The organism is Neisseria lactamica (assembly GCF_901482445.1).
GTDB classification, from domain to species: domain Bacteria; phylum Pseudomonadota; class Gammaproteobacteria; order Burkholderiales; family Neisseriaceae; genus Neisseria; species Neisseria lactamica.
The window spans coordinates 1,168,133-1,187,347 of sequence record NZ_LR590477.1 but is presented as its reverse complement, the minus strand read 5'-3'; the positions used below and the strand labels follow the sequence as shown (position 1 = coordinate 1,187,347).

Annotated in this window: 14 protein-coding genes; 11 read left to right on the top strand and 3 right to left on the bottom strand. The window is 52.9% G+C overall.

From position 1 onward, the window contains the following. Window positions 1–24: 24 nt before the first annotated feature. Window positions 25–663, bottom strand: a complete 639-nt coding sequence (locus FGL10_RS06185; RefSeq protein WP_003707007.1) for a site-2 protease family protein — start codon at window positions 661–663, stop codon at window positions 25–27. Window positions 664–915: 252 nt separating this feature from the next. Here FGL10_RS06185 and FGL10_RS06180 point away from each other — a divergent pair, with 252 nt between their 5' ends. The 3 genes from FGL10_RS06180 (at window position 916) to FGL10_RS06170 (ending at window position 2,932) form a co-directional block, all read left to right on the top strand. Continuing rightward, the gene (locus FGL10_RS06180) at window positions 916–1,767 is read left to right on the top strand and encodes an energy transducer TonB (RefSeq protein ID WP_003707001.1); all 852 of its coding nucleotides are present in this window, start codon (window positions 916–918) and stop codon (window positions 1,765–1,767) included. Window positions 1,768–1,832: 65 nt separating this feature from the next. Further along, window positions 1,833–2,495, top strand: coding sequence for a TonB-system energizer ExbB (exbB, locus tag FGL10_RS06175; protein ID WP_003706999.1), 663 nt, complete (start codon window positions 1,833–1,835; stop codon window positions 2,493–2,495). A gap of 2 nt (window positions 2,496–2,497) precedes the next feature. After that, complete coding sequence (locus FGL10_RS06170) at window positions 2,498–2,932, top strand: ExbD/TolR family protein (protein WP_003706998.1); 435 nt, start codon at window positions 2,498–2,500, stop codon at window positions 2,930–2,932. A gap of 72 nt (window positions 2,933–3,004) precedes the next feature. Here FGL10_RS06170 and FGL10_RS06165 read toward each other — a convergent pair whose 3' ends face one another. Further along, window positions 3,005–4,759: a M61 family metallopeptidase gene (locus tag FGL10_RS06165; RefSeq protein WP_003706997.1), complete on the bottom strand. Its 1,755-nt coding sequence runs from the start codon at window positions 4,757–4,759 to the stop codon at window positions 3,005–3,007. Between the two features lie 325 nt (window positions 4,760–5,084). Between FGL10_RS06165 and ccoN the strand changes: the two genes are divergently transcribed. The 6 genes from ccoN (at window position 5,085) to recC (ending at window position 13,752) form a co-directional block, all read left to right on the top strand. After that, window positions 5,085–6,518, top strand: a complete 1,434-nt coding sequence (gene ccoN / locus FGL10_RS06160) for a cytochrome-c oxidase, cbb3-type subunit I (protein WP_025457570.1) — start codon at window positions 5,085–5,087, stop codon at window positions 6,516–6,518. Window positions 6,519–6,544: 26 nt separating this feature from the next. Further along, complete coding sequence (gene ccoO, locus FGL10_RS06155) at window positions 6,545–7,156, top strand: cytochrome-c oxidase, cbb3-type subunit II (RefSeq protein WP_002212596.1); 612 nt, start codon at window positions 6,545–6,547, stop codon at window positions 7,154–7,156. A 4-nt stretch (window positions 7,157–7,160) separates the two neighbouring features. After that, a complete protein-coding gene (locus FGL10_RS06150; protein WP_003706994.1) occupies window positions 7,161–7,331 on the top strand; it encodes a CcoQ/FixQ family Cbb3-type cytochrome c oxidase assembly chaperone in 171 nt (56 codons plus the stop codon). Window positions 7,332–7,354: 23 nt separating this feature from the next. After that, entirely contained in the window at window positions 7,355–8,686 is a 1,332-nt protein-coding gene (ccoP, locus tag FGL10_RS06145) for a cytochrome-c oxidase, cbb3-type subunit III (protein WP_003706993.1), read from the top strand. Window positions 8,687–9,031: 345 nt separating this feature from the next. Beyond that, complete coding sequence (locus tag FGL10_RS06135) at window positions 9,032–10,441, top strand: PepSY-associated TM helix domain-containing protein (protein WP_003706991.1); 1,410 nt, start codon at window positions 9,032–9,034, stop codon at window positions 10,439–10,441. A gap of 101 nt (window positions 10,442–10,542) precedes the next feature. Then, window positions 10,543–13,752, top strand: a complete 3,210-nt coding sequence (recC, locus tag FGL10_RS06130) for an exodeoxyribonuclease V subunit gamma (RefSeq protein WP_003706990.1) — start codon at window positions 10,543–10,545, stop codon at window positions 13,750–13,752. A 71-nt stretch (window positions 13,753–13,823) separates the two neighbouring features. Here recC and mtrR read toward each other — a convergent pair whose 3' ends face one another. After that, the gene (gene mtrR, locus FGL10_RS06125; protein WP_003706989.1) at window positions 13,824–14,456 is read right to left on the bottom strand and encodes a multidrug efflux system transcriptional repressor MtrR; all 633 of its coding nucleotides are present in this window, start codon (window positions 14,454–14,456) and stop codon (window positions 13,824–13,826) included. A gap of 247 nt (window positions 14,457–14,703) precedes the next feature. Between mtrR and mtrC the strand changes: the two genes are divergently transcribed. Then, window positions 14,704–15,960: a multidrug efflux RND transporter periplasmic adaptor subunit MtrC gene (gene mtrC, locus FGL10_RS06120; protein ID WP_003706988.1), complete on the top strand. Its 1,257-nt coding sequence runs from the start codon at window positions 14,704–14,706 to the stop codon at window positions 15,958–15,960. An 11-nt stretch (window positions 15,961–15,971) separates the two neighbouring features. After that, window positions 15,972–19,175, top strand: a complete 3,204-nt coding sequence (gene mtrD, locus FGL10_RS06115; protein WP_003706987.1) for a multidrug efflux RND transporter permease subunit MtrD — start codon at window positions 15,972–15,974, stop codon at window positions 19,173–19,175. The last annotated feature ends 40 nt before the right edge of the window (window positions 19,176–19,215 follow it).

Below are 19,215 nucleotides of genomic sequence, written 5' to 3'. Positions count from 1 at the left end.
ACGTTTATGCCGTCTGAAAGCCAGTCAGACGAACATCTGCACAAACGCAATCACCAGCCGCACAATCGGTGCAATAAACGCACCCAATACGCCCGTCAGCATAAGCAGCAGGATAATCCACGTCCCATAGGGTTCGATTTTGCGGAATGCGGCGGAATATTTTGCCGGCAGGAAGGTGTCGATGAAGATGCCGCCGTCCCAAGGCAGGATGGGGATGATGTTGAGCGCGAACAGAATCGCATTGATCAGAATACCGTAGTTTGCCATTTGAGCCAGCGGCATCTGATACGCCCCGCCGACATACGGAGTCAGCACCAAAACCACGCCCCACAGAACAGCCATCGCCAGATTCGACAGCGGACCGGACGCGGCAACGCAACGCCATGCAAGGCGCGGGTTGCGGAAGTTGCGCGAATCGATAGGGATAGGACGCGCCCAGCCGAACAGGAAGGGCGTAAACATCAAAGTAAGCAGCGGCACGATGATTGTGCCGACCGGATCGATATGGGGCAGGGGGTTCAGTGTCAGCCTGCCGTATTGTTCGGCAGTGTTGTCTCCCCAGTAGCGCGCCGTATAGCCGCGCACCACCTCCCTGACGGTAATGGCGAGCAGTACGGGCAGGACGGCAAGCAGGAACACGCCCAAGTCAAAGTTCCGAAACATAATTTTCCTTTATAAAGGTTGGTACGCAGCCGCAACCGGCTGCCGGATAAAGGCGGCAATATATCATTTAACCCGATTTTGTTGGAACGGGAAGACAGGCAGAGCCGCCCCATTTGTCCGCAGGCATCTGAGAATTTATCATAATATATTGTTTCAATATGGATTTTGTGAATATAAAAACAGTATTCATATAAAGGCGAATGATAAAAATAGGTTGCAAATAGGAATTGTTGCTATTATTATGCCCGAATTATGGATAAAGAACGAATTTTAACCCCCGCAGTCGTGTTTTCCGTCGCACTGCTGCATTTGGCAATGGTGGCATTGCTCTGGCAGGCGCACAAGCTGCCTGTGACAGAGTCCGGAAATGTCATCGAATTTGTCGATTTGGGCGACTTTGGCGGAGGGGACGGTACGCCCGAGGGCGCAGGTGCGCCTGCCGCGCCCGAGCCGCAACCCGAACCCGAACCGCCCAAACCTGTCGAGCCGCCCAAACCGGTTTTGAAGCCGGTGGTTACAAAAAAGGCGGATGCGGATATCCGGCAGCCCAAGGAAAAGCCGAAGCCTGAAGAAAAACCGAAGCCCGAGCCTAAGCCGGAAGTGAAGCCGGCACCCAAACCGGTGGAAAAGCCGGCAGAGAAACCGTCTGAAAAACCTGCCGAACATCCCGGCAATGCGCCCGCCAAAGCCGGCGCAGGACAGGACGGCGGGGAAGGTAAAGGCAGCGGTACCAAAGGTGACGGAACAGGGCGCGGTGAAGGCGGCGGCAAAGGCAGCGGCGGAGCCAAAGGCGAACACGGGGAAGGAACCGGCGGCAGCGGCGGCGGAACAGGTGCCGGCGGCAGCAAAGGCAATCCTTTACGCGCCAACGGCAGCATCCCGCGCCCGGCCTATCCCACGCTTTCTATGGAAAATGACGAGCAGGGTACGGTTGTTTTGAGCGTTTTGGTTTCTCCGGGCGGCAGGGTCGAGTCCGTCAAAGTCGTGAAAAGCAGCGGTTTTTCCCGTTTGGACAATGCGGCACGCAAGGCGGCGCAAAACGGGCATTTTCAAGCCAATGCCTGGACGGAGTTTAAAGTCCCCGTCAAGTTTGAATTGAATTAGGCGGTTGCCGCAGCGGTTTGCGGCAGCCTGGATGTTTGATTGGTTTTTTCAGTGTTGGAATCATTATGAATTTGAAATTAGTGTTTGAATCGGGCGATCCCGTCCTGATCGGTGTGTTTGTGTTGATGCTGCTGATGAGTATCGTAACGTGGTGTCTGATTGTCTTGCGCTGCATCAAGCTGTATCAGGCGCGTAAAGGAAACGCCGCCGTCAAACGGCATATGAGTGATACTCTGCCTTTGGGCGACGCGGTCGAAAAAGTGCGAGCCGTCGATGCGCCTTTGTCCAAGCTGGTGCAAGAGGCGTTGCAGTCTTACCGCAACTACCGCCGGAGCGAAGCGTCCGAACTGGCGCAGGCTTTGCCGTTGAACGAGTATTTGGTTATTCAAATCCGCAACAGTATGGCTCAAATTATGCGCCGGTTCGATTACGGGATGACCGCGCTTGCCTCTATCGGCGCGACCGCGCCGTTTATCGGGCTGTTCGGCACGGTTTGGGGGATTTACCACGCCCTGATCAATATCGGACAAAGCGGGCAGATGAGCATTGCGGCAGTTGCCGGCCCGATCGGCGAGGCACTGGTGGCGACGGCGGCGGGTTTGTTTGTGGCGATTCCGGCGGTGTTGGCATACAACTTCCTCAATCGCGGCACGAAAACACTGGCTCAGGATTTGGATGCGATGGCGCACGATTTGCATGTCCGCCTGCTTAATCAAAAGGATAGCTGATTATGGCATTTGGTTCGATGAATTCCGGCGACGATTCGCCGATGTCCGACATCAACGTTACGCCGTTGGTGGACGTGATGCTGGTGTTGCTGATTGTGTTTATGATTACTATGCCGGTGCTGACGCATTCCATCCCTTTGGAACTGCCGACCGCGTCCGAGCAGGCAAACAAGCAGGATAAACAGCCTAAAGATCCCTTGCGCCTGACGATTGATGCAAACGGCGGTTATTATGTCGGCGGAGATTCTGCAAGCAAAGTGGAAATCGGGGAAGTGGAAAGCCGTCTGAAAGCCGCCAAGGAGCAGAATGAAAACGTGATTGTGGCCATTGCGGCAGACAAGGCGGTAGAATACGATTATGTAAACAAAGCGTTGGAGGCCGCCCGTCAGGCAGGGATTACCAAAATCGGTTTTGTAACGGAAACCAAGGCGCAATAAAGTTTGACGCTTGAACGAATGCCGTCTGAAAGTCTTTCAGACGGCATTTTGTGTGCAATGCCGTCTGAAAGTTTAACCGAACAACCAGTTTTCCAACAGGTTCCGGTCTGTGATATGTAGGATAGCAGTATCCGCCGCCGCTGCCTTAACCCACAAGACGGTTTGACGCAATACGCCGGCACGGAAGAAGTGGATATTGATTCTTGCCCCGAAGGGGTATCGGGCCCATTGTGCGGCAAAGTCGGTGCAGGCATAACCGTCTAAAGCAATGATTTTGTCTTGCGGGTACAGTTCCGCAGATTCCGCGTTGCCGCCGTTGAAGACATGGGTCAGGACGATATGGTCGGCGTTTTGTTTGAAGCGTGCGCCGAAATCGCCCGTCGGCGGGATGGGGCAGATGTGTTCCGAATATCCGCCGCCGTGTTGTCGGGGAAGCTGCAGGAAGGTCAGTTTCACGCCTGCGGTTGCCAGGCATTCGGCAAGCGGCAAATCTTCGGTGCTGTACAATGCCGTCTGAAAAAAATCTGTCAAATCCAAGCCGGTAATTTCCTGACAACGGATTTGCCAGTGTTTTTCCGGAATACCCGAGTGTGTGTCCCTCCACTCCCGATAGAGTTTGTCCATTACCGTATCAAGGGAATGTCTGCCGTTGCTTCGGTTGCGTATTATCAGATCAAGGCACAATGCGGCAAGCGCGCCTTTCTGGTAGTAGCTGACGATGGCGTTCGGACTGTTTTCATCCGGTTTGTAAAATTTGTTCCACGCGGTAAAACTCGATTCCGCCAAGGTCTGCCTCAAACGGCCGCGGGTTTGTTGTACGCGCGTAATGCCTTGTGCCAGCAGGTTTAAATAAGATTCGGGCGAGATGGTGCGGCTGCGTGCCAAAAACAAATCGTCGTAATAGGATGTAATGCCTTCGAATGCCCATAGTTGTTCGGTATAGTTTTCTTTGTCGAGGTCATAAGGGACGAATGCGGCAGGTTTGATGGATTTGACGTTCCACGCGTGAAAATATTCGTGGGAGAAAAGTCCGAGCAATGTGGTGTAGGCATCGTCGGCATCGGTTATACGGTACGGGTACGGCGGAAGGCTGTGGCGGTCGGCGAGCAGGGCGGTGCTGTCAGCGTGTTCCAAACCGCCGTAAATATGGTCGCCGACATGGAGCAGGAACAAATATTTCTCAAATGGGGCAGGGGAGGAAAACATTGCCAATTCGGTTTCGCAGATTTTTTGGATGTCCCAAACCAGCCTGTCGCGGTCGAAATCGGGATATATGCCGCTTAAGGCAATCGTGTGCGGAATGCCTGCCACCTCAAAATCTAAAAATTCAATCAAGCCCATCTCGACAGGTCGATCGATCAATTCGGCATAAGATGCCGTCTGAAAGTCGTACCGTCCCGTTTCCGGCAGCGTTGTGGCAACACTCCACCCTTCCGGAATACCCGACAATTCCAAGCGGTGCGGCAGCATTTCTTTCCCCTCGACTTTCAAAAACAGGCACGCCCCGTCAAAAAAACCGCGTTCTGTCGTCAGGAAAGAACCTCGAACCGACAAATCGAATGCATATACGGTGTAGCGGATTTGCCACTCTCCGCGTACGGCGGCGGCATGCCAGCGGTTTTTTGCAATTTGTTCGAGCGGTATGGACGTGCCGTTACAGGATGCATGGATAGAAGTGATGTGGCGGGAAAAATCCCGAATCAGATAACTGCCCGGCACCCAATTCGGAAGGCTTATTTCAACAGGAATATCATTATCTTGCACAAATGTCAGCAGGATGTGCCATTCGTGGTCGAGAGGGGAGGGGATTATTCTGTAATGAATCATAACTATCAAATATATCGTTAAACGGGATAGATTAAATGCCTTTAAAATGCAGCTTAACCTACATCAATAAAGTGCCACAAAAAGGGAAAATTGGAAACAAAAGTAATGGCGGTCGGGTTGTAATACATTATAACAATATGATTTATATAGAATAAAAAATGAATTAAGAAACAGGCTCTCCGGTGTCGGGAATGTAATTCCGCTTGGCGTAATAAGGCAGATATGTTAAATTTAGAAAAAATATGCTTGCCTGGATTGCGCCTTAAACAGGTTGCGGAAGCGGCAGGATAAAAATCTTTATTCCCATAAATTCATGGAGACTCTTATGGACACACAAACTTACAACTACAAAGTGGTGCGCCAGTTCGCCATCATGACTGTAGTTTGGGGAATTGTGGGCATGTTGGTCGGCGTTATCGTTGCCGCCCAGCTTTTCGCTCCCGCCCTCGACTTGTCTAATATCGGACCTTGGTTCCACTTCGGCCGCCTGCGTCCGCTGCACACCAATGCGGTTATTTTCGCATTCGGAGGCTGCGGCCTGATCGGCACATCATACTACGTTGTCCAACGTACCTGTAATACCCGCCTGTTCGGCGGCTGGCTGCCCGCATTTACCTTTTGGGGCTGGCAGGCGGTAATCGTTGCCGCCGCCGTCAGCTTCCCTATGGGTTGGACCCAAGGTAAGGAATATGCCGAACTGGAATGGCCGATTGACATTCTGATTACTTTGGTTTGGGTGGCTTACGCCATCGTATTCTTCGGTACGATTGCCAAACGCAAGGTAAAACACATTTACGTTGCCAACTGGTTCTACGGCGGCTTTATTTTGGCGGTCGCACTTTTGCACATCGTCAATAACATCAGCATCCCGGCAGGTTTGATGAAGTCGTATCCCGTCTATTCCGGTGCGATTGATGCCATGGTTCAATGGTGGTATGGCCATAACGCCGTGGGCTTTTTCCTGACTGCCGGCTTCTTGGGTATGATGTACTATTTCGTTCCCAAACAAGCAGGCCGCCCTGTTTATTCCTACCGCCTGTCCGTCGTTCACTTTTGGGCGTTGATTTTCACCTATATGTGGGCGGGCCCGCACCATCTCCACTACACTGCGCTGCCTGACTGGACGCAATCTTTGGGTATGGTTCTGTCCCTGATTCTGTTCGCACCCTCTTGGGGCGGTATGATCAACGGCATCATGACCTTGTCCGGCGCGTGGGACAAACTGCGTACAGATCCGATTCTGAAATTCCTGATTGTTTCCTTGTCCTTCTACGGTATGTCTACCTTTGAAGGTCCGATGATGTCGATTAAAACGGTCAACGCATTGAGCCACTATACAGACTGGACCGTCGCGCACGTTCATGCGGGTGCGTTGGGCTGGGTAGGCTTCGTAACCATCGGTTCGGTCTATTACATGATTCCCCGCCTCTTCGGCAAAGAACAGATGCACAGTACCAAGCTGGTAGAAGCGCATTTCTGGATTGCCACCATCGGCGTGGTACTGTATATCGCCGCGATGTGGATTGCCGGTGTGATGCAAGGTTTGATGTGGGGTTCTTTGAACGATGACGGTACGCTGACTTATTCGTTCGTCGAATCCGTAAAACGCACTATGCCTTATTACATGATCCGTTTTGCAGGTGGTTTATTGTATCTGAGCGGTATGTGCATTATGGCGTACAACGTGTACCGCACAGCCATCAGCGGTAAGGCGGTCGATGCTGAAATCCCTGCGGTTTCCCAAACACAGCATCACTAAAATACTAAGGAAGATAGGCTACCAAAATGAAATTACAACAATTGGCTGAAGAAAAAATCGGCGTTCTGATTGTGTTCACGCTGCTTGTAGTCAGTGTCGGTCTGTTGATTGAAGTTGTACCCTTGGCCTTTACCAAGGCGGCAACGCAGCCGGCGCCGGGCGTGAAGCCTTACAATGCCCTGCAGGTTGCCGGACGCGATATTTACATCCGTGAGGGCTGTTACAACTGCCACTCGCAAATGATTCGTCCGTTCCGTGCGGAAACCGAGCGTTACGGTCATTACTCTGTTGCCGGAGAGTCGGTTTACGACCATCCGTTCCAATGGGGTTCCAAACGTACCGGTCCTGATTTGGCACGTGTAGGCGGCCGTTATTCCGACGAATGGCACCGTATTCACTTGCTGAATCCGCGTGATGTCGTACCCGAGTCCAATATGCCGGCATTCCCGTGGCTTGCACGCAATAAGGTCGATGTCGATGCAACCGTTGCCAACATGAAGGCTTTGCGTAAGGTCGGGACTCCTTACAGTGATGAGGAAATTGCAAAAGCGCCCGAAGCCTTGGCAAACAAATCCGAGCTGGATGCTGTAGTCGCCTATCTGCAAGGATTGGGGCTGGCTTTGAAAAACGTAAGGTAACATCATGGATATTAACGGTATTCGCGCTCTTTTCACGGTATGGGTCTTTATCTGTTTCCTGTTGGTGCTTTATATTGTCTTCAACAGGAGGAATAAGAAAAACTACGATGATGCCGCAAACAGCATTTTTGATGAAAACCAAGATGCGCAAGATAAGAAAAGCGAAAACCGTTAATATTGTGACAACGGAGCAAAACAATGAACACAACATCCCAATTTACCAGTAATTTCTGGAATATATATATTGCAGCCATCGTCTTATTGAGCTTTATCGCTTTGGCTTGGCTGCTGCTGTCTCAAAATGTTGTCAAACGCCCGAAGAAGGGCGAAGAAGTACAAACCACGGGTCACGAGTGGGACGGTATTGCCGAATACGACAATCCGCTGCCTCGCTGGTGGTTTTGGCTGTATGTTTTGACGTGGCTGTTCGGTATCGGTTATCTGGTTATGTATCCGGGTGTCGGCGACTATAAAGGCCTGCTGAAATGGACCAGCCATAACCAATATGAAAAAGAGGTTAAAAAAGCCGATGAGCAATACGGCAAACTGTATGCCAAGTTTGCGGATATGCCGATTGAAAAAGTGGCAAAAGACCCACAGGCCAAGCAAATCGCCCAAAACCTGTTCAATACCTACTGTATCCAGTGCCACGGCTCTGATGCCAAAGGTTCCAAAGGTTTTCCGAATCTGACCGACAGCGATTGGCTGTGGGGAGGCGATCCCGATAAAATCCACGAGACCATTGAAAAAGGTCGTGTTGCGACCATGCCTGCATGGGGCCCTGCTTTGGGCGAAGAAGGCGTGAAAGACGTTGCCCATTATGTGATGTCCCTTTCAAAACCCAAAGGCCAGTATGATGAGGAACGTGCCGCACGCGGACAAGCCTTGTTCAGCGGTCCGCCTGCCAACTGTTTCACTTGCCACGGCGATAAGGGACAAGGTATCCAAGGTTTGGGTCCGAACCTGACTGATGACGTGTGGTTGTGGGGCGGTACGCAAAAATCCATTATCGAAACCATTACCAACGGACGCAGCAGCCAAATGCCCGCGTGGGGACATTTCTTGGATAAAGACAAACTGCATATTATGACTGCTTATGTATGGGGTCTTTCCAATAAAGACGGCAAAGCTCCGGTGAAAAAAGCCGAGCCTGCACCGACTCCCGCACCGGCGGCAGAACCCGCAGCCTCTGCTCCTGCAGAAGCAGCACAAGCCGCTTCTGAAGCCAAACCTGCCGCAGCAGAACCTAAAGCCGAGGAAAAAGCCGCACCTGCCGCCAAAGTGGACGGCAAACAGGTTTATGAAACCGTTTGTGCCGCCTGCCACGGCAATGCGATTCCGGGGATTCCCCACGTCGGCACGAAAGCCGACTGGGCCGACCGCATCAAAAAAGGTAAGGACACATTGCACAAACACGCAATCGAAGGTTTCAATACGATGCCCGCAAAAGGCGGTCGTGGCGATTTGAGCGATGATGAGGTTAAAGCTGCAGTTGACTATATGGTCAACCAGTCCGGCGGTAAGTTCTAATCTCTGTTTCCCGACTTTGTCGGATGTAGGAATCCGGGTTCGGTATCGAATCCGGATTTTTTATTTTGAACGGAAATCCTGTTTTTGATTTATGCCGTCTGAAAGTGTGGATTTTGATGCTTAAGCGGGCAGACCGACTGATATTTTTGTATGGTTTAAAGAATGGTGCAGTTGGGTGTCGGACAGCATTGTTTGATGCTTTCAGACGGCATATGGATTTGTTTCTTCAAAATTGAATCTTTTTTCATATGTTGCAAAAAATATTGATTTTAGTCATAAAGAATTAGTCTTTATTGTTTATAATCGCGCACATTGACAACAGCCCTATTTTCAAAAGGACGATTAATGGATACACAAATCAAAACTGAAGCCGGCAATCAGACCAACCGGCGTTATCTGACCGTTTGGAGGTGGCATTTTTATGCCGGTTTGTTGGTTATGCCCTTCTTGACCCTGCTTGCCGTTACAGGTTTGGGTATGCTGTTGTTTGCCAATATTACCGGCAAGGAGGGCGAGCGTATTCATATCACCCCTCAGGCAGTGGTGCAGCCCCTCTCTGTTCAGGCAGAAGCGGCACGCAGTGCCGTTAATCCGGAGACTTCGTCCGTCGTCCAATATATTGCACCGCGTGCCGATGATATGGTTGCCGTGTTCCGTGTCAACAATGAGGGCAAGGCAACGATGGTCGCGGTCGATCCTTATACGGCACAAGTGGTCAACACCATGCCGCGCAATCAGGGTTGGTATCACACGATGGATGAAATCCACAGCGATATGATGCTCGGCGCGGCAGGCGATTATCTTCTGGAAACGGCTGCATCGCTGACGATTATCATGATAATCAGTGGTTTGTACCTTTGGTGGGTGAAACGGCGCGGCATCAAGGCGATGCTGCTGCCGCCAAAAGGTAGGGCGCGTTCTTGGTGGCGGAATCTGCACGGCGCGTTTGGAACTTGGGTGTCGTTGATTTTGCTGTTGTTCTGTCTGTCCGGAATTGCTTGGGCAGGTATTTGGGGCGGCAAGTTCGTGCAGGCTTGGAGTCAGTTCCCGGCCGGCAAATGGGGTGTCGAACCGAACCCTGTTTCAGTCGTGCCGACCCACGGCGAGGTATTGAATGACGGCAAGGTTAAAGAAGTGCCGTGGATTTTGGAGCTTACGCCTATGCCTGTCTCAGGGACGACTGCGGGTGAAAACGGCATTAACCCCAGCGAGCCGATGACTTTGGAAACTGTCGACCGTTTCGCGCGGGAAATCGGTTTCAAAGGGCGTTATCAGCTGAATTTGCCCAAAGGCGAGGACGGAGTGTGGACTTTGTCTCAGGATTCTATGAGTTACGATATGATCAGTCCGTTTGCCGACCGCACGGTGCATATCGACCAGTACAGCGGCAAAATCCTTGCCGACATCCGCTTTGACGATTACAACCCGTTCGGCAAATTTATGGCGGCAAGCATTGCGCTGCATATGGGTACTTTGGGCTGGTGGAGCGTGTTGGCGAACGTTTTGTTCTGCCTTGCCGTCATTTTTATCGGTATCAGCGGCTGCGTGATGTGGTGGAAACGCCGTCCGACCGGAGCGGTGGGCATTGTACCGCCGGCGCAAAAAATCAAACTGCCTGTCTGGTGGGCAATGGCATTGCCGCTATTGGCAATCGCATTGCTCTTCCCGACCGCACTGCTTGCCATTGCCGTGATTTGGCTGCTGGATACCTTGCTGCTGTCGCGGATTCCTGTTTTGAGGAGATGGTTTAAATGACCCGATGCCGTCTGAAGCGTTCAGACGGCATTTTGTTTGAAGGCGGGCGGGGGAAAGGCTATATAATCCCGAATACTTGACCACAGCTTCTGTTTGAAATCATGTTTTATTTGTATCAATCCAACCGTCTTGAAACGCTGGCGGCACTGTTTGCCCGCATTCAAAAAGTCAAACCGCTGAAATCGGCTTTACAGCCCGAACAGATTATTGTGCAGAGTCAGGGGATGCGCCGCTACCTCAATACCTGCCTCGCCCGCGATTTGGGCGTGGCGGCGAATTTGTCGTTCAGCCTGCCCGCCGGCCTGACGTGGAAGCTGATGAAAAAACTGATTCCCGGTATTCCGGAACTCAGCCCGTTTGCGCCCGAAGTGATACGCTGGCGGCTGCTGGATTTGTTCCGCAGCGAGGCATTCCGGAATACGGCAGAATTTGAAGATGTGAGGAATGTGCTGCAAGACTATCTGGGCAGCGGCGAATCGGCGGATTATCAGCTTGCGGGACAGCTTGCGGACATATTCGACCAATACCTCGTGTACCGTCCTCAGTGGATAGACGCTTGGCAGCAGGGCAGGCTGATCGGTTTGGGCGACGACGAAATCTGGCAGTCCAAACTGTGGCGTTACCTCGACGACGGCAGGCAGAGCGCGCCGCACCGTGTCGCGTTGTGGGAAAAGCTGTTGGAGTCTTTGAGCAGTGATAAGCTGCCCGAGCGTTATTTCGTGTTCGGCATTTCCACGATGGCGCCGATGTATCTGCAGCTTTTGCACAAGCTGTCCGAACATTGCGATGTGTTCGTGTTCGCACTCAATCCGAGCGGGATGTATTGGGGCAACGTCATCGAAGCGGCGCAAATCCTCAAAGGCGGCGGCGATCCCGATTTGACTCAGGCGGGGCATCCGCTGCTCGCTTCATTGGGCAAGCAGGGGCGCGACTTTTTCGACTTTTTGAACGAAATGGAAATAGAAGAAGAAACGCCGGTATTTGAAGAAGGCGGGCGCGATACGCTTTTGCACGCCCTGCAAACCGATATTCAAAACCTGAAAATGCCGTCTGAAACGGCGGGAAGCGTCAACACGGGCGACGGCTCGATACGCATCGTCTCCGCACACAGCCCTTTGCGCGAATTGCAGATACTCAAAGACAAGCTGTTGAAAATTCTGCATGAACATCCCGATTGGCAGCCGCACGACATCGCCGTATTAACCCCGAATATCGAACCCTATACGCCTTTTATCGAAGCCGTGTTCGGACAGGCGCAGCCCGGCGCGCAGGCATTGCCGTATTCCGTTTCGGACGTGAAAATCAGCCGCCGACAACCGTTTTTTTATGCATTGGAATGCCTGTTCGACTTGTTGGAAAGCCGATTTGAAGTCGATAAAGTGCTCGCGCTTTTGGAAACCGCCCCCGTGTTGCGCCGTTTCGGACTGACTGAGGACGATTTGCCGCTTTTGCACGATATGGTTGCCGATTTGAACGTTCACTGGGGTTTGGACGGAGAAATGCGCGGCGGCACGGATCGGCTGTTCACCTGGAAGCAGGCGGTAGAACGCATGATATTGGGCTGGATGCTGCCCGAAGGCGGCAATCCGATGTGGCAGGATGTCAGCGCGTGGTATGCCGACGTGAACCAAACCGACCTGTTCGGACGTTTTGCCGCCTTTATCGAGACCCTGTCGGATATTGCCCGGATATGGCGGCAGCCCGCGACGGTCGGCGAATGGGTGGCGCGTTGCCGGGATTTGCTTGAAATATTGTTCCAAACCGGGGCCGATGACCAAAAGGCAGTCCAAAACCTCGAAAACGAATGGGTCAAATGGCAGGAAGAGAGTACTCTGGCTGGGTTCGTCGGACAGTTGCCGCCGCACACCGTCATCCGCCACATCCGCCGCTTCCTCGACAGCGAAAGCGAAGCAGGCTTTTTACGCGGCGGCATCACCTTTTGCAGTATGGTGCCGATGCGGAGCCTGCCTTTTAAAGTCATCTGCCTGCTGGGTTTGAACGACGGAGATTTTCCCCGCAATACCAAAGCCGCCGTATTCGACCTGATTGCCAAACATCCTGCCAAAGGCGACCGCGCCCGCCGCGACGACGACCGCTACCTGTTCCTCGAAGCCCTCATCAGCGCGCGCGAGATCCTCTACCTGTCCTACATCGGGCGCGATATCCGCAAAGACGAAGAGCTTGCCCCGTCTTCGCTGTTGGGCGAACTCATCGATACCGTTGCCGCTATGGCGGGCATCGGTAGCCGCCAACTTGCACAAAATTGGATAGAACAGCATCCGCTGCAAGCCTTCTCGCGCCGATATTTCCAAGAAGGCGGACGTTCAGACGGCATATTCGGCACGCGTACCGACTACGCCGCCGCGCTCGGACAAACGCCCGAACCGCCACAACCCTTTTTCGACCAATCCGTAGAAAACGCCGAACCCGTTGCCGAAATCGGACAGGACGAATTTATCCGCTTCTGGCGCAATCCCGTCAAAGTATGGCTTCAGCAGCAGCTTGCGTGGAGCGAACCCCATATCGGCGAAGCTTGGGAGCCTGCCGAACCCTTCGAGCCGCAACACGCCGATCAAATCGCCGAAGCCTACATCGAAGCACGGCGCGAAGGACAAGATTTTTCCCAAACCGCCGCCCGCATCGTTGCGGAAAGCCTGCTGCCGTCGGGAGAGTTGGGCAGACTTTGGCAGCAGGACTTCCAAACCGCTGCCAAACAAATCGACACGGCGGTTTTAAACAGCCCCAAACTGCCACCGCTTTCATACGCCATACCGTTGGACGGACAAATCCTGAAAGGCAGTTTGAGCAATTTATACCAATGCGGACAAGTGTTTTACGACTACGGCAAACCCAATGCGCCGCAACGTATCGCTTTTCTGCTGGAACACCTGATATTTTGCGCCGTTATGCCGTCTGAAGCCGAAACGCGGCAAACCTTTATCGTCCAATCCGGAGAAACCGAAATATTGGCGGAAATCGCGCAAGACAGGGCATTGCAGCTATTGTCGGAATGGATGGCATTTTTCAATATCGGGCAAAACCGCCCGCTGCCGTTTTTTGCCAAAACCTCGCTTGCCGCCGCCGAAGCGTTTGCCCAAAAACAAGATTGGGAAGCTGCCCTGAAAAAAGCCCAAACCGCCTACCACGGCAACAAAGTCAGCAAAGGGCAGAAAGACTATACCGAAGTCGCCCTCGTGTTCGGCAACGCAAGCCAAAACCCGCTCGAACAGCCCCTGTTTGAAAACCTCGTCCGCCTGCTTGCCGACACGCTTGCCGCAGCGGAAAAAAGGGAAGGAGCCGGAGAAGCCTGACGGGATGGAAAGGCAAATGCCGTCTGAAAACAGCAAAAAGGTTTTCAGACGGCATTTTTACCAAGGCTTGATTATTTCCGGCGCAGGTTGGGATGGTTTTCCAAGTTGTCCATCATAATTTCGATGATGCGCGGGGCGGTTTTGCCCAAATCGAAATTTTCTCCGGAAGAGAGCCAACGCCAAATCAGCCCGTCCAACGTCGATTTGATGAAGATGACCGCCGTTTCCTTGTCCAAATCGTCTGCCAAATCCTGATTTTCCACCGCTTCGGTCAAAACGGCGGTAATTTTTTCGCGCCAGATTGCCTGATGCTTGCGGGCAATGGCGATAACGGCGGCGTTTTGCTCCGTGTGTTCGCATTTTAAAAACAGGATGTTGTGGAATTTGTAGTGGATGTCGTTGCTTTGCAGCCGCTCGAAAAAGTGCAGCAGCGTGTGGCGGAATACCGTCCAAGATTCTCCTTCGGCATTTGCGGCATCTTGCGCGATGCAGTTTTCGATGTCGTCGCAGATACGTTGGAACAGCGCGTCGAACAAGTCTTCTTTATTTTTGAAATGCCAATAGAGCGCGCCGCGCGTTACGCCGGCGGCTTGGGCGATTTCGTTGAGCGAGGTGCGCGCAATCCCTTTGCGGTAAAAGGTTTCCAAGGCGGCAAGCATCAGATGTTCTTTGGTTTTTAAGGCTTCGGTTTTGGTTTTTCTCATAATGGCGGTTTCGTTCCGGCGCGGTTTGACGGTTGGGATTATAAAAAAGACTTTGTATCCGTGCAATCGTGTATGTATAATAACACCCCTGAAATTGAGACAGTTTCCCAGTGCCGAAGTGCCGAATCCACCTGCTTTGCAACCCGTTTGAATACAGGGATGCCGAAGCAGGCGGTTTTGTATTTTGAAACGGGAATTTCTGTTAAATCTAAAATCATTTAATAAAATCATACAGATAGGATAAATAATGGCTTTTTATGCTTCTAAGGCGATGCGTGCGGCCGCGTTGGCTGCCTCTGTCGCGTTGGCTGCCTCTGTCGCGTTGGCACTGTCATCTTGCGGCAAAGCAGATGAGGCGGCGCAGGGCGGGCAGCCTGCGGGTCGGGAAGCACCGGCCCCCGTCGTCGGTGTCGTAACCGTCCATCCGCAAACCGTTGCGTTGACCGTCGAGTTGCCGGGACGTTTGGAATCGCTGCGTACCGCCGATGTCCGTGCGCAAGTTGGCGGCATTATCCAAAAACGCCTGTTCCAAGAAGGCAGTTATGTCCGTGCCGGACAGCCGCTGTATCAGATCGACAGTTCCACTTATGAAGCAAGTCTGGAAAGCGCGCGCGCGCAACTGGCAACGGCACAGGCAACGCTTGCCAAAGCGGATGCGGATTTGGCGCGTTACAAACCGCTGGTTGCCGCCGATGCCATCAGTAAACAAGAGTATGATGCTGCGGTAACGGCGAAACGTTCTGCCGAGGCAGGCGTTAAAGCGGCGCAGGCGGCGATCAAATCTGCCGGCATCAGCCTGAACCGTTCGCGCATTACCGCGCCGATTTCCGGCTTTATCGGCCAGTCCAAAGTTTCCGAAGGTACGCTGTTAAATGCGGGCGATACGACCGTGCTGGCAACCATCCGCCAAACCAATCCGATGTATGTGAACGTTACCCAGTCTGCATCCGAAGTGATGAAACTGCGCCAACAGGTTGCCGAGGGCAAGCTGCTGGCGGCGGATGGTGCGATTGCGGTCGGCATCAAATTTGACGACGGCACGGTTTATCCTGAAAAAGGCCGCCTGCTGTTTGCCGATCCGACCGTTGACGAATCGACCGGTCAGATTACCCTGCGCGCCGCCGTACCGAACGATCAGAATATCCTGATGCCTGGCCTGTATGTGCGCGTGCTGATGGATCAAGTGGCGGTGGATAATGCATTCATCGTTCCGCAGCAGGCGGTAACGCGCGGTACGAAAGATACCGTGATGATTGTGAACGCCCAAGGCGGTATGGAACCCCGCGAGGTAACGGTCGCCCAACAGCAGGGTGCGAATTGGATTGTTACATCAGGTCTGAAGGACGGGGACAAGGTGGTTGTGGAAGGCATCAGTATCGCCGGTATGACGGGGGCGAAAAAGGTAACGCCTAAAGAATGGATGCCGTCTGAAAACCAAGCCTCTGCCCCTCAAGCCGGCGTTCAGACGGCATCTGAAGCCAAACCTGCTTCTGAAGCGGAATAAGGAAGGCATCGATGGCTAAATTTTTTATCGACCGCCCCATTTTCGCGTGGGTTATTTCGATTTTCATTATTGCGGCGGGTATTTTCGGCATCAAAAGCCTGCCTGTTTCGCAATATCCGTCTGTTGCCGCCCCGACCATTACTTTGCACGCCACTTATCCGGGTGCGTCCGCGCAGGTAATGGAAGACAGCGTGCTTTCCGTGATCGAGCGGAATATGAACGGCGTGGAAGGTTTGGATTATATGTCCACTTCCGCCGATTCGAGCGGCAGCGGCAGCGTGAGCCTGACCTTTACGCCCGATACCGACGAGAATCTGGCGCAGGTGGAAGTGCAGAACAAGCTTTCCGAAGTATTGAGCACGCTGCCGGCAACCGTCCAGCAATACGGCGTAACCGTATCCAAGGCGCGTTCCAATTTCCTGATGATTGTGATGCTTTCGTCGGATGTGCAGTCAACCGAAGAGATGAACGACTACGCGCAGCGCAATATCGTTCCCGAACTGCAGCGTATCGAAGGCGTGGGGCAGGTGCGCCTGTTCGGCGCGCAACGCGCGATGCGGATTTGGGTCGATCCTAAGAAACTGCAAAACTACAATTTGTCGTTTGCCGATGTCGGTAGCGCGCTGTCGGCACAGAATATCCAAATTTCCGCAGGTTCTATCGGTTCGCTTCCCGCCGTTCGCGGACAGACGGTTACGGCTACCGTAACGGCGCAGGGGCAGTTGGGTACGGCAGAAGAATTCGGCAACGTCATCCTCCGCGCCAATACCGACGGTTCTAATGTTTACCTGAAGGATGTGGCGAGGGTCGGATTGGGTATGGAAGACTATTCTTCCTCAACCCGTCTGAACGGTGTAAATACCACCGGTATGGCGGTGATGCTGTCCAACAGCGGCAATGCGATGGCGACGGCAAAGGCGGTTAAAGAACGTATGGCGGTGTTGGGAAAATACTTTCCGCAGGGTATGGGCTGGAAAACCCCTTACGATACTTCCAAATTCGTCGAAATTTCGATTGAAAAAGTGATTCACACTTTAATCGAAGCGATGGTGCTGGTGTTTGTCGTAATGTATCTCTTCCTGCAAAACATCCGTTATACGCTGATTCCGACCATCGTCGTACCGATTTCCCTGTTGGGCGGTTTCGCCTTCATCTCTTATATGGGTATGTCGATTAACGTATTGACGATGTTTGCGATGGTTTTGGTCATCGGCATCGTGGTCGACGATGCGATTGTGGTCGTCGAAAACGTCGAGCGCATTATGGCGGCGGAAGGTTTGCCGCCTAAAGAAGCCACCAAAAAGGCGATGGGTCAGATTTCCGGCGCGGTTATCGGTATTACCGCCGTATTGATTTCCGTGTTCGTGCCTTTGGCGATGTTCAGCGGCGCGACGGGCAATATCTATAAACAGTTTGCACTGACTATGGCGGCATCAATCGCATTCTCCGCCTTCCTTGCGCTGACCCTTACCCCTGCTTTGTGTGCCACAATGTTGAAGGCAATCCCGAAAGGGCATCACGAAGAGAAAAAAGGTTTCTTCGGTTGGTTCAACAAAAAATTCGACAACTGGACACACGGTTACGAAGGCCGGGTTGCCAAAGTTTTGCGTAAGACTGTGCGAATGATGGTTGTTTATATCGGCTTGGCGGTTGTGGGCGTATTCCTGTTTATGCGCCTGCCGACCTCATTCTTGCCGACCGAAGACCAAGGCTTCGTTATGGTCAGCGTGCAACTGCCTGCGGGTGCGACCAAAGAGCGTACCGATGCGACGCTGGAGCAAGTAACGCAGTTGGCAAAAAGTATTCCTGAAATTGAAAACATCATTACCGTTTCCGGCTTCAGCTTTTCGGGCAGCGGTCAGAATATGGCGATGGGTTTTGCGATGCTTAAGGATTGGGACGAACGTAAAACCCCCGGCAGCGATGCCGTTGCGGTTGCCGGCAAGCTGACGGGTATGATGATGGGGACGCTTAAAGACGGTTTCGGCATCGCCATCGTTCCGCCTCCGATTATGGAGTTGGGCAACGGTTCGGGTCTGACCATCAACCTGCAAGATCGCAACAATACCGGTCATACCGCATTGCTGGCGAAACGCAACGAGCTGATTCAAAAAATGCGTACCAGCGGTTTGTTTAACCCGAGCACCGTCCGTGCCGGCGGTTTGGAAGACGCGCCGCAGTTGAAAATCGACATCAACCGTGCCGCAGCGGCGGCGCAAGGCGTTTCGTTTGCCGACATCCGCACCGCATTGGCAAGCGCGCTGAGTTCGTCTTATGTCAGCGACTTCCCGAACCAAGGCCGTCTGCAGCGCGTGATGGTGCAGGCAGACGGGGATGCCCGTATGCAGCCTGCCGATATTTTGAACCTGACCGTGCCGAACAAATCCGGCATTGCCGTACCGCTTTCCACCATTGCCACCGTTTCTTGGGAAAACGGTACGGAACAGAGCGTCCGTTTCAACGGTTATCCCTCGATGGAGCTGTCCGCTTCGCCCGCAACCGGCGTTTCTACCGGACAGGCTATGGAGGCGGTGCAGAAAATGGTTGACGAATTGGGCGGCGGTTACAGCCTGGAGTGGGGCGGACAGTCGCGCGAAGAGGCAAAAGGCGGTTCGCAAACCCTGATTTTGTACGGTTTGGCGGTTGCAGCCGTATTTTTGGTACTTGCCGCGCTTTATGAAAGCTGGTCGATTCCGCTGGCGGTCATCCTTGTGATTCCGTTGGGTTTGATCGGTGCGGCTGCGGGTGTAACCGGGCGCAATTTGTTTGAAGGACTGTTGGGCAGCGTTCCCTCGTTTGCCAACGACATCTACTTCCAAGTCGGTTTCGTTACCGTGATGGGTTTGAGTGCGAAAAACGCGATTCTGATTATCGAGTTTGCCAAAGACCTTCAAGCACAAGGCAAAAGCGCGGTCGAAGCCGCTTTGGAAGCGGCCCGCCTGCGTTTCCGTCCGATTATTATGACTTCGTTCGCCTTTATTTTGGGCGTGGTTCCCCTGTATATTGCCGGTGGTGCAAGTTCTGCCAGCCAGCGCGCCATCGGTACGACCGTATTCTGGGGGATGCTCATCGGCACACTCTTGTCCGTGTTCCTTGTTCCGCTTTTCTATGTGGTGGTGCGCAAATTCTTCAAAGAAACTGCGCACGAGCATGAAATGGCGGTAAAACACGCTGCCGAAGCGGGCATCACCGGTCCGGACGATAAACAATATTAAGCAAAATGCCGTCTGAACGCTTGGGGCTTCAGACGGCATC

Bases quoted from the DNA above. Each gene is read 5' to 3' on its own strand.
- FGL10_RS06165 (WP_003706997.1), bottom strand. From the start codon at position 4,759: ATGATTCATTACAGAATAATCCCCTCCCCTCTCGACCACGAATGGCAC.
- mtrR (WP_003706989.1), bottom strand. From the start codon at position 14,456: ATGAGAAAAACCAAAACCGAAGCCTTAAAAACCAAAGAACATCTGATG.
- FGL10_RS06135 (WP_003706991.1), top strand. From the start codon at position 9,032: ATGGATACACAAATCAAAACTGAAGCCGGCAATCAGACCAACCGGCGT.
- mtrD (WP_003706987.1), top strand. From the start codon at position 15,972: ATGGCTAAATTTTTTATCGACCGCCCCATTTTCGCGTGGGTTATTTCG.
- exbB (WP_003706999.1), top strand. From the start codon at position 1,833: ATGAATTTGAAATTAGTGTTTGAATCGGGCGATCCCGTCCTGATCGGT.
- ccoP (WP_003706993.1), top strand. From the start codon at position 7,355: ATGAACACAACATCCCAATTTACCAGTAATTTCTGGAATATATATATT.
- mtrC (WP_003706988.1), top strand. From the start codon at position 14,704: ATGGCTTTTTATGCTTCTAAGGCGATGCGTGCGGCCGCGTTGGCTGCC.
- FGL10_RS06180 (WP_003707001.1), top strand. From the start codon at position 916: ATGGATAAAGAACGAATTTTAACCCCCGCAGTCGTGTTTTCCGTCGCA.
- ccoO (WP_002212596.1), top strand. From the start codon at position 6,545: ATGAAATTACAACAATTGGCTGAAGAAAAAATCGGCGTTCTGATTGTG.
- FGL10_RS06170 (WP_003706998.1), top strand. From the start codon at position 2,498: ATGGCATTTGGTTCGATGAATTCCGGCGACGATTCGCCGATGTCCGAC.
- FGL10_RS06185 (WP_003707007.1), bottom strand. From the start codon at position 663: ATGTTTCGGAACTTTGACTTGGGCGTGTTCCTGCTTGCCGTCCTGCCC.
- recC (WP_003706990.1), top strand. From the start codon at position 10,543: ATGTTTTATTTGTATCAATCCAACCGTCTTGAAACGCTGGCGGCACTG.
- ccoN (WP_025457570.1), top strand. From the start codon at position 5,085: ATGGACACACAAACTTACAACTACAAAGTGGTGCGCCAGTTCGCCATC.
- FGL10_RS06150 (WP_003706994.1), top strand. From the start codon at position 7,161: ATGGATATTAACGGTATTCGCGCTCTTTTCACGGTATGGGTCTTTATC.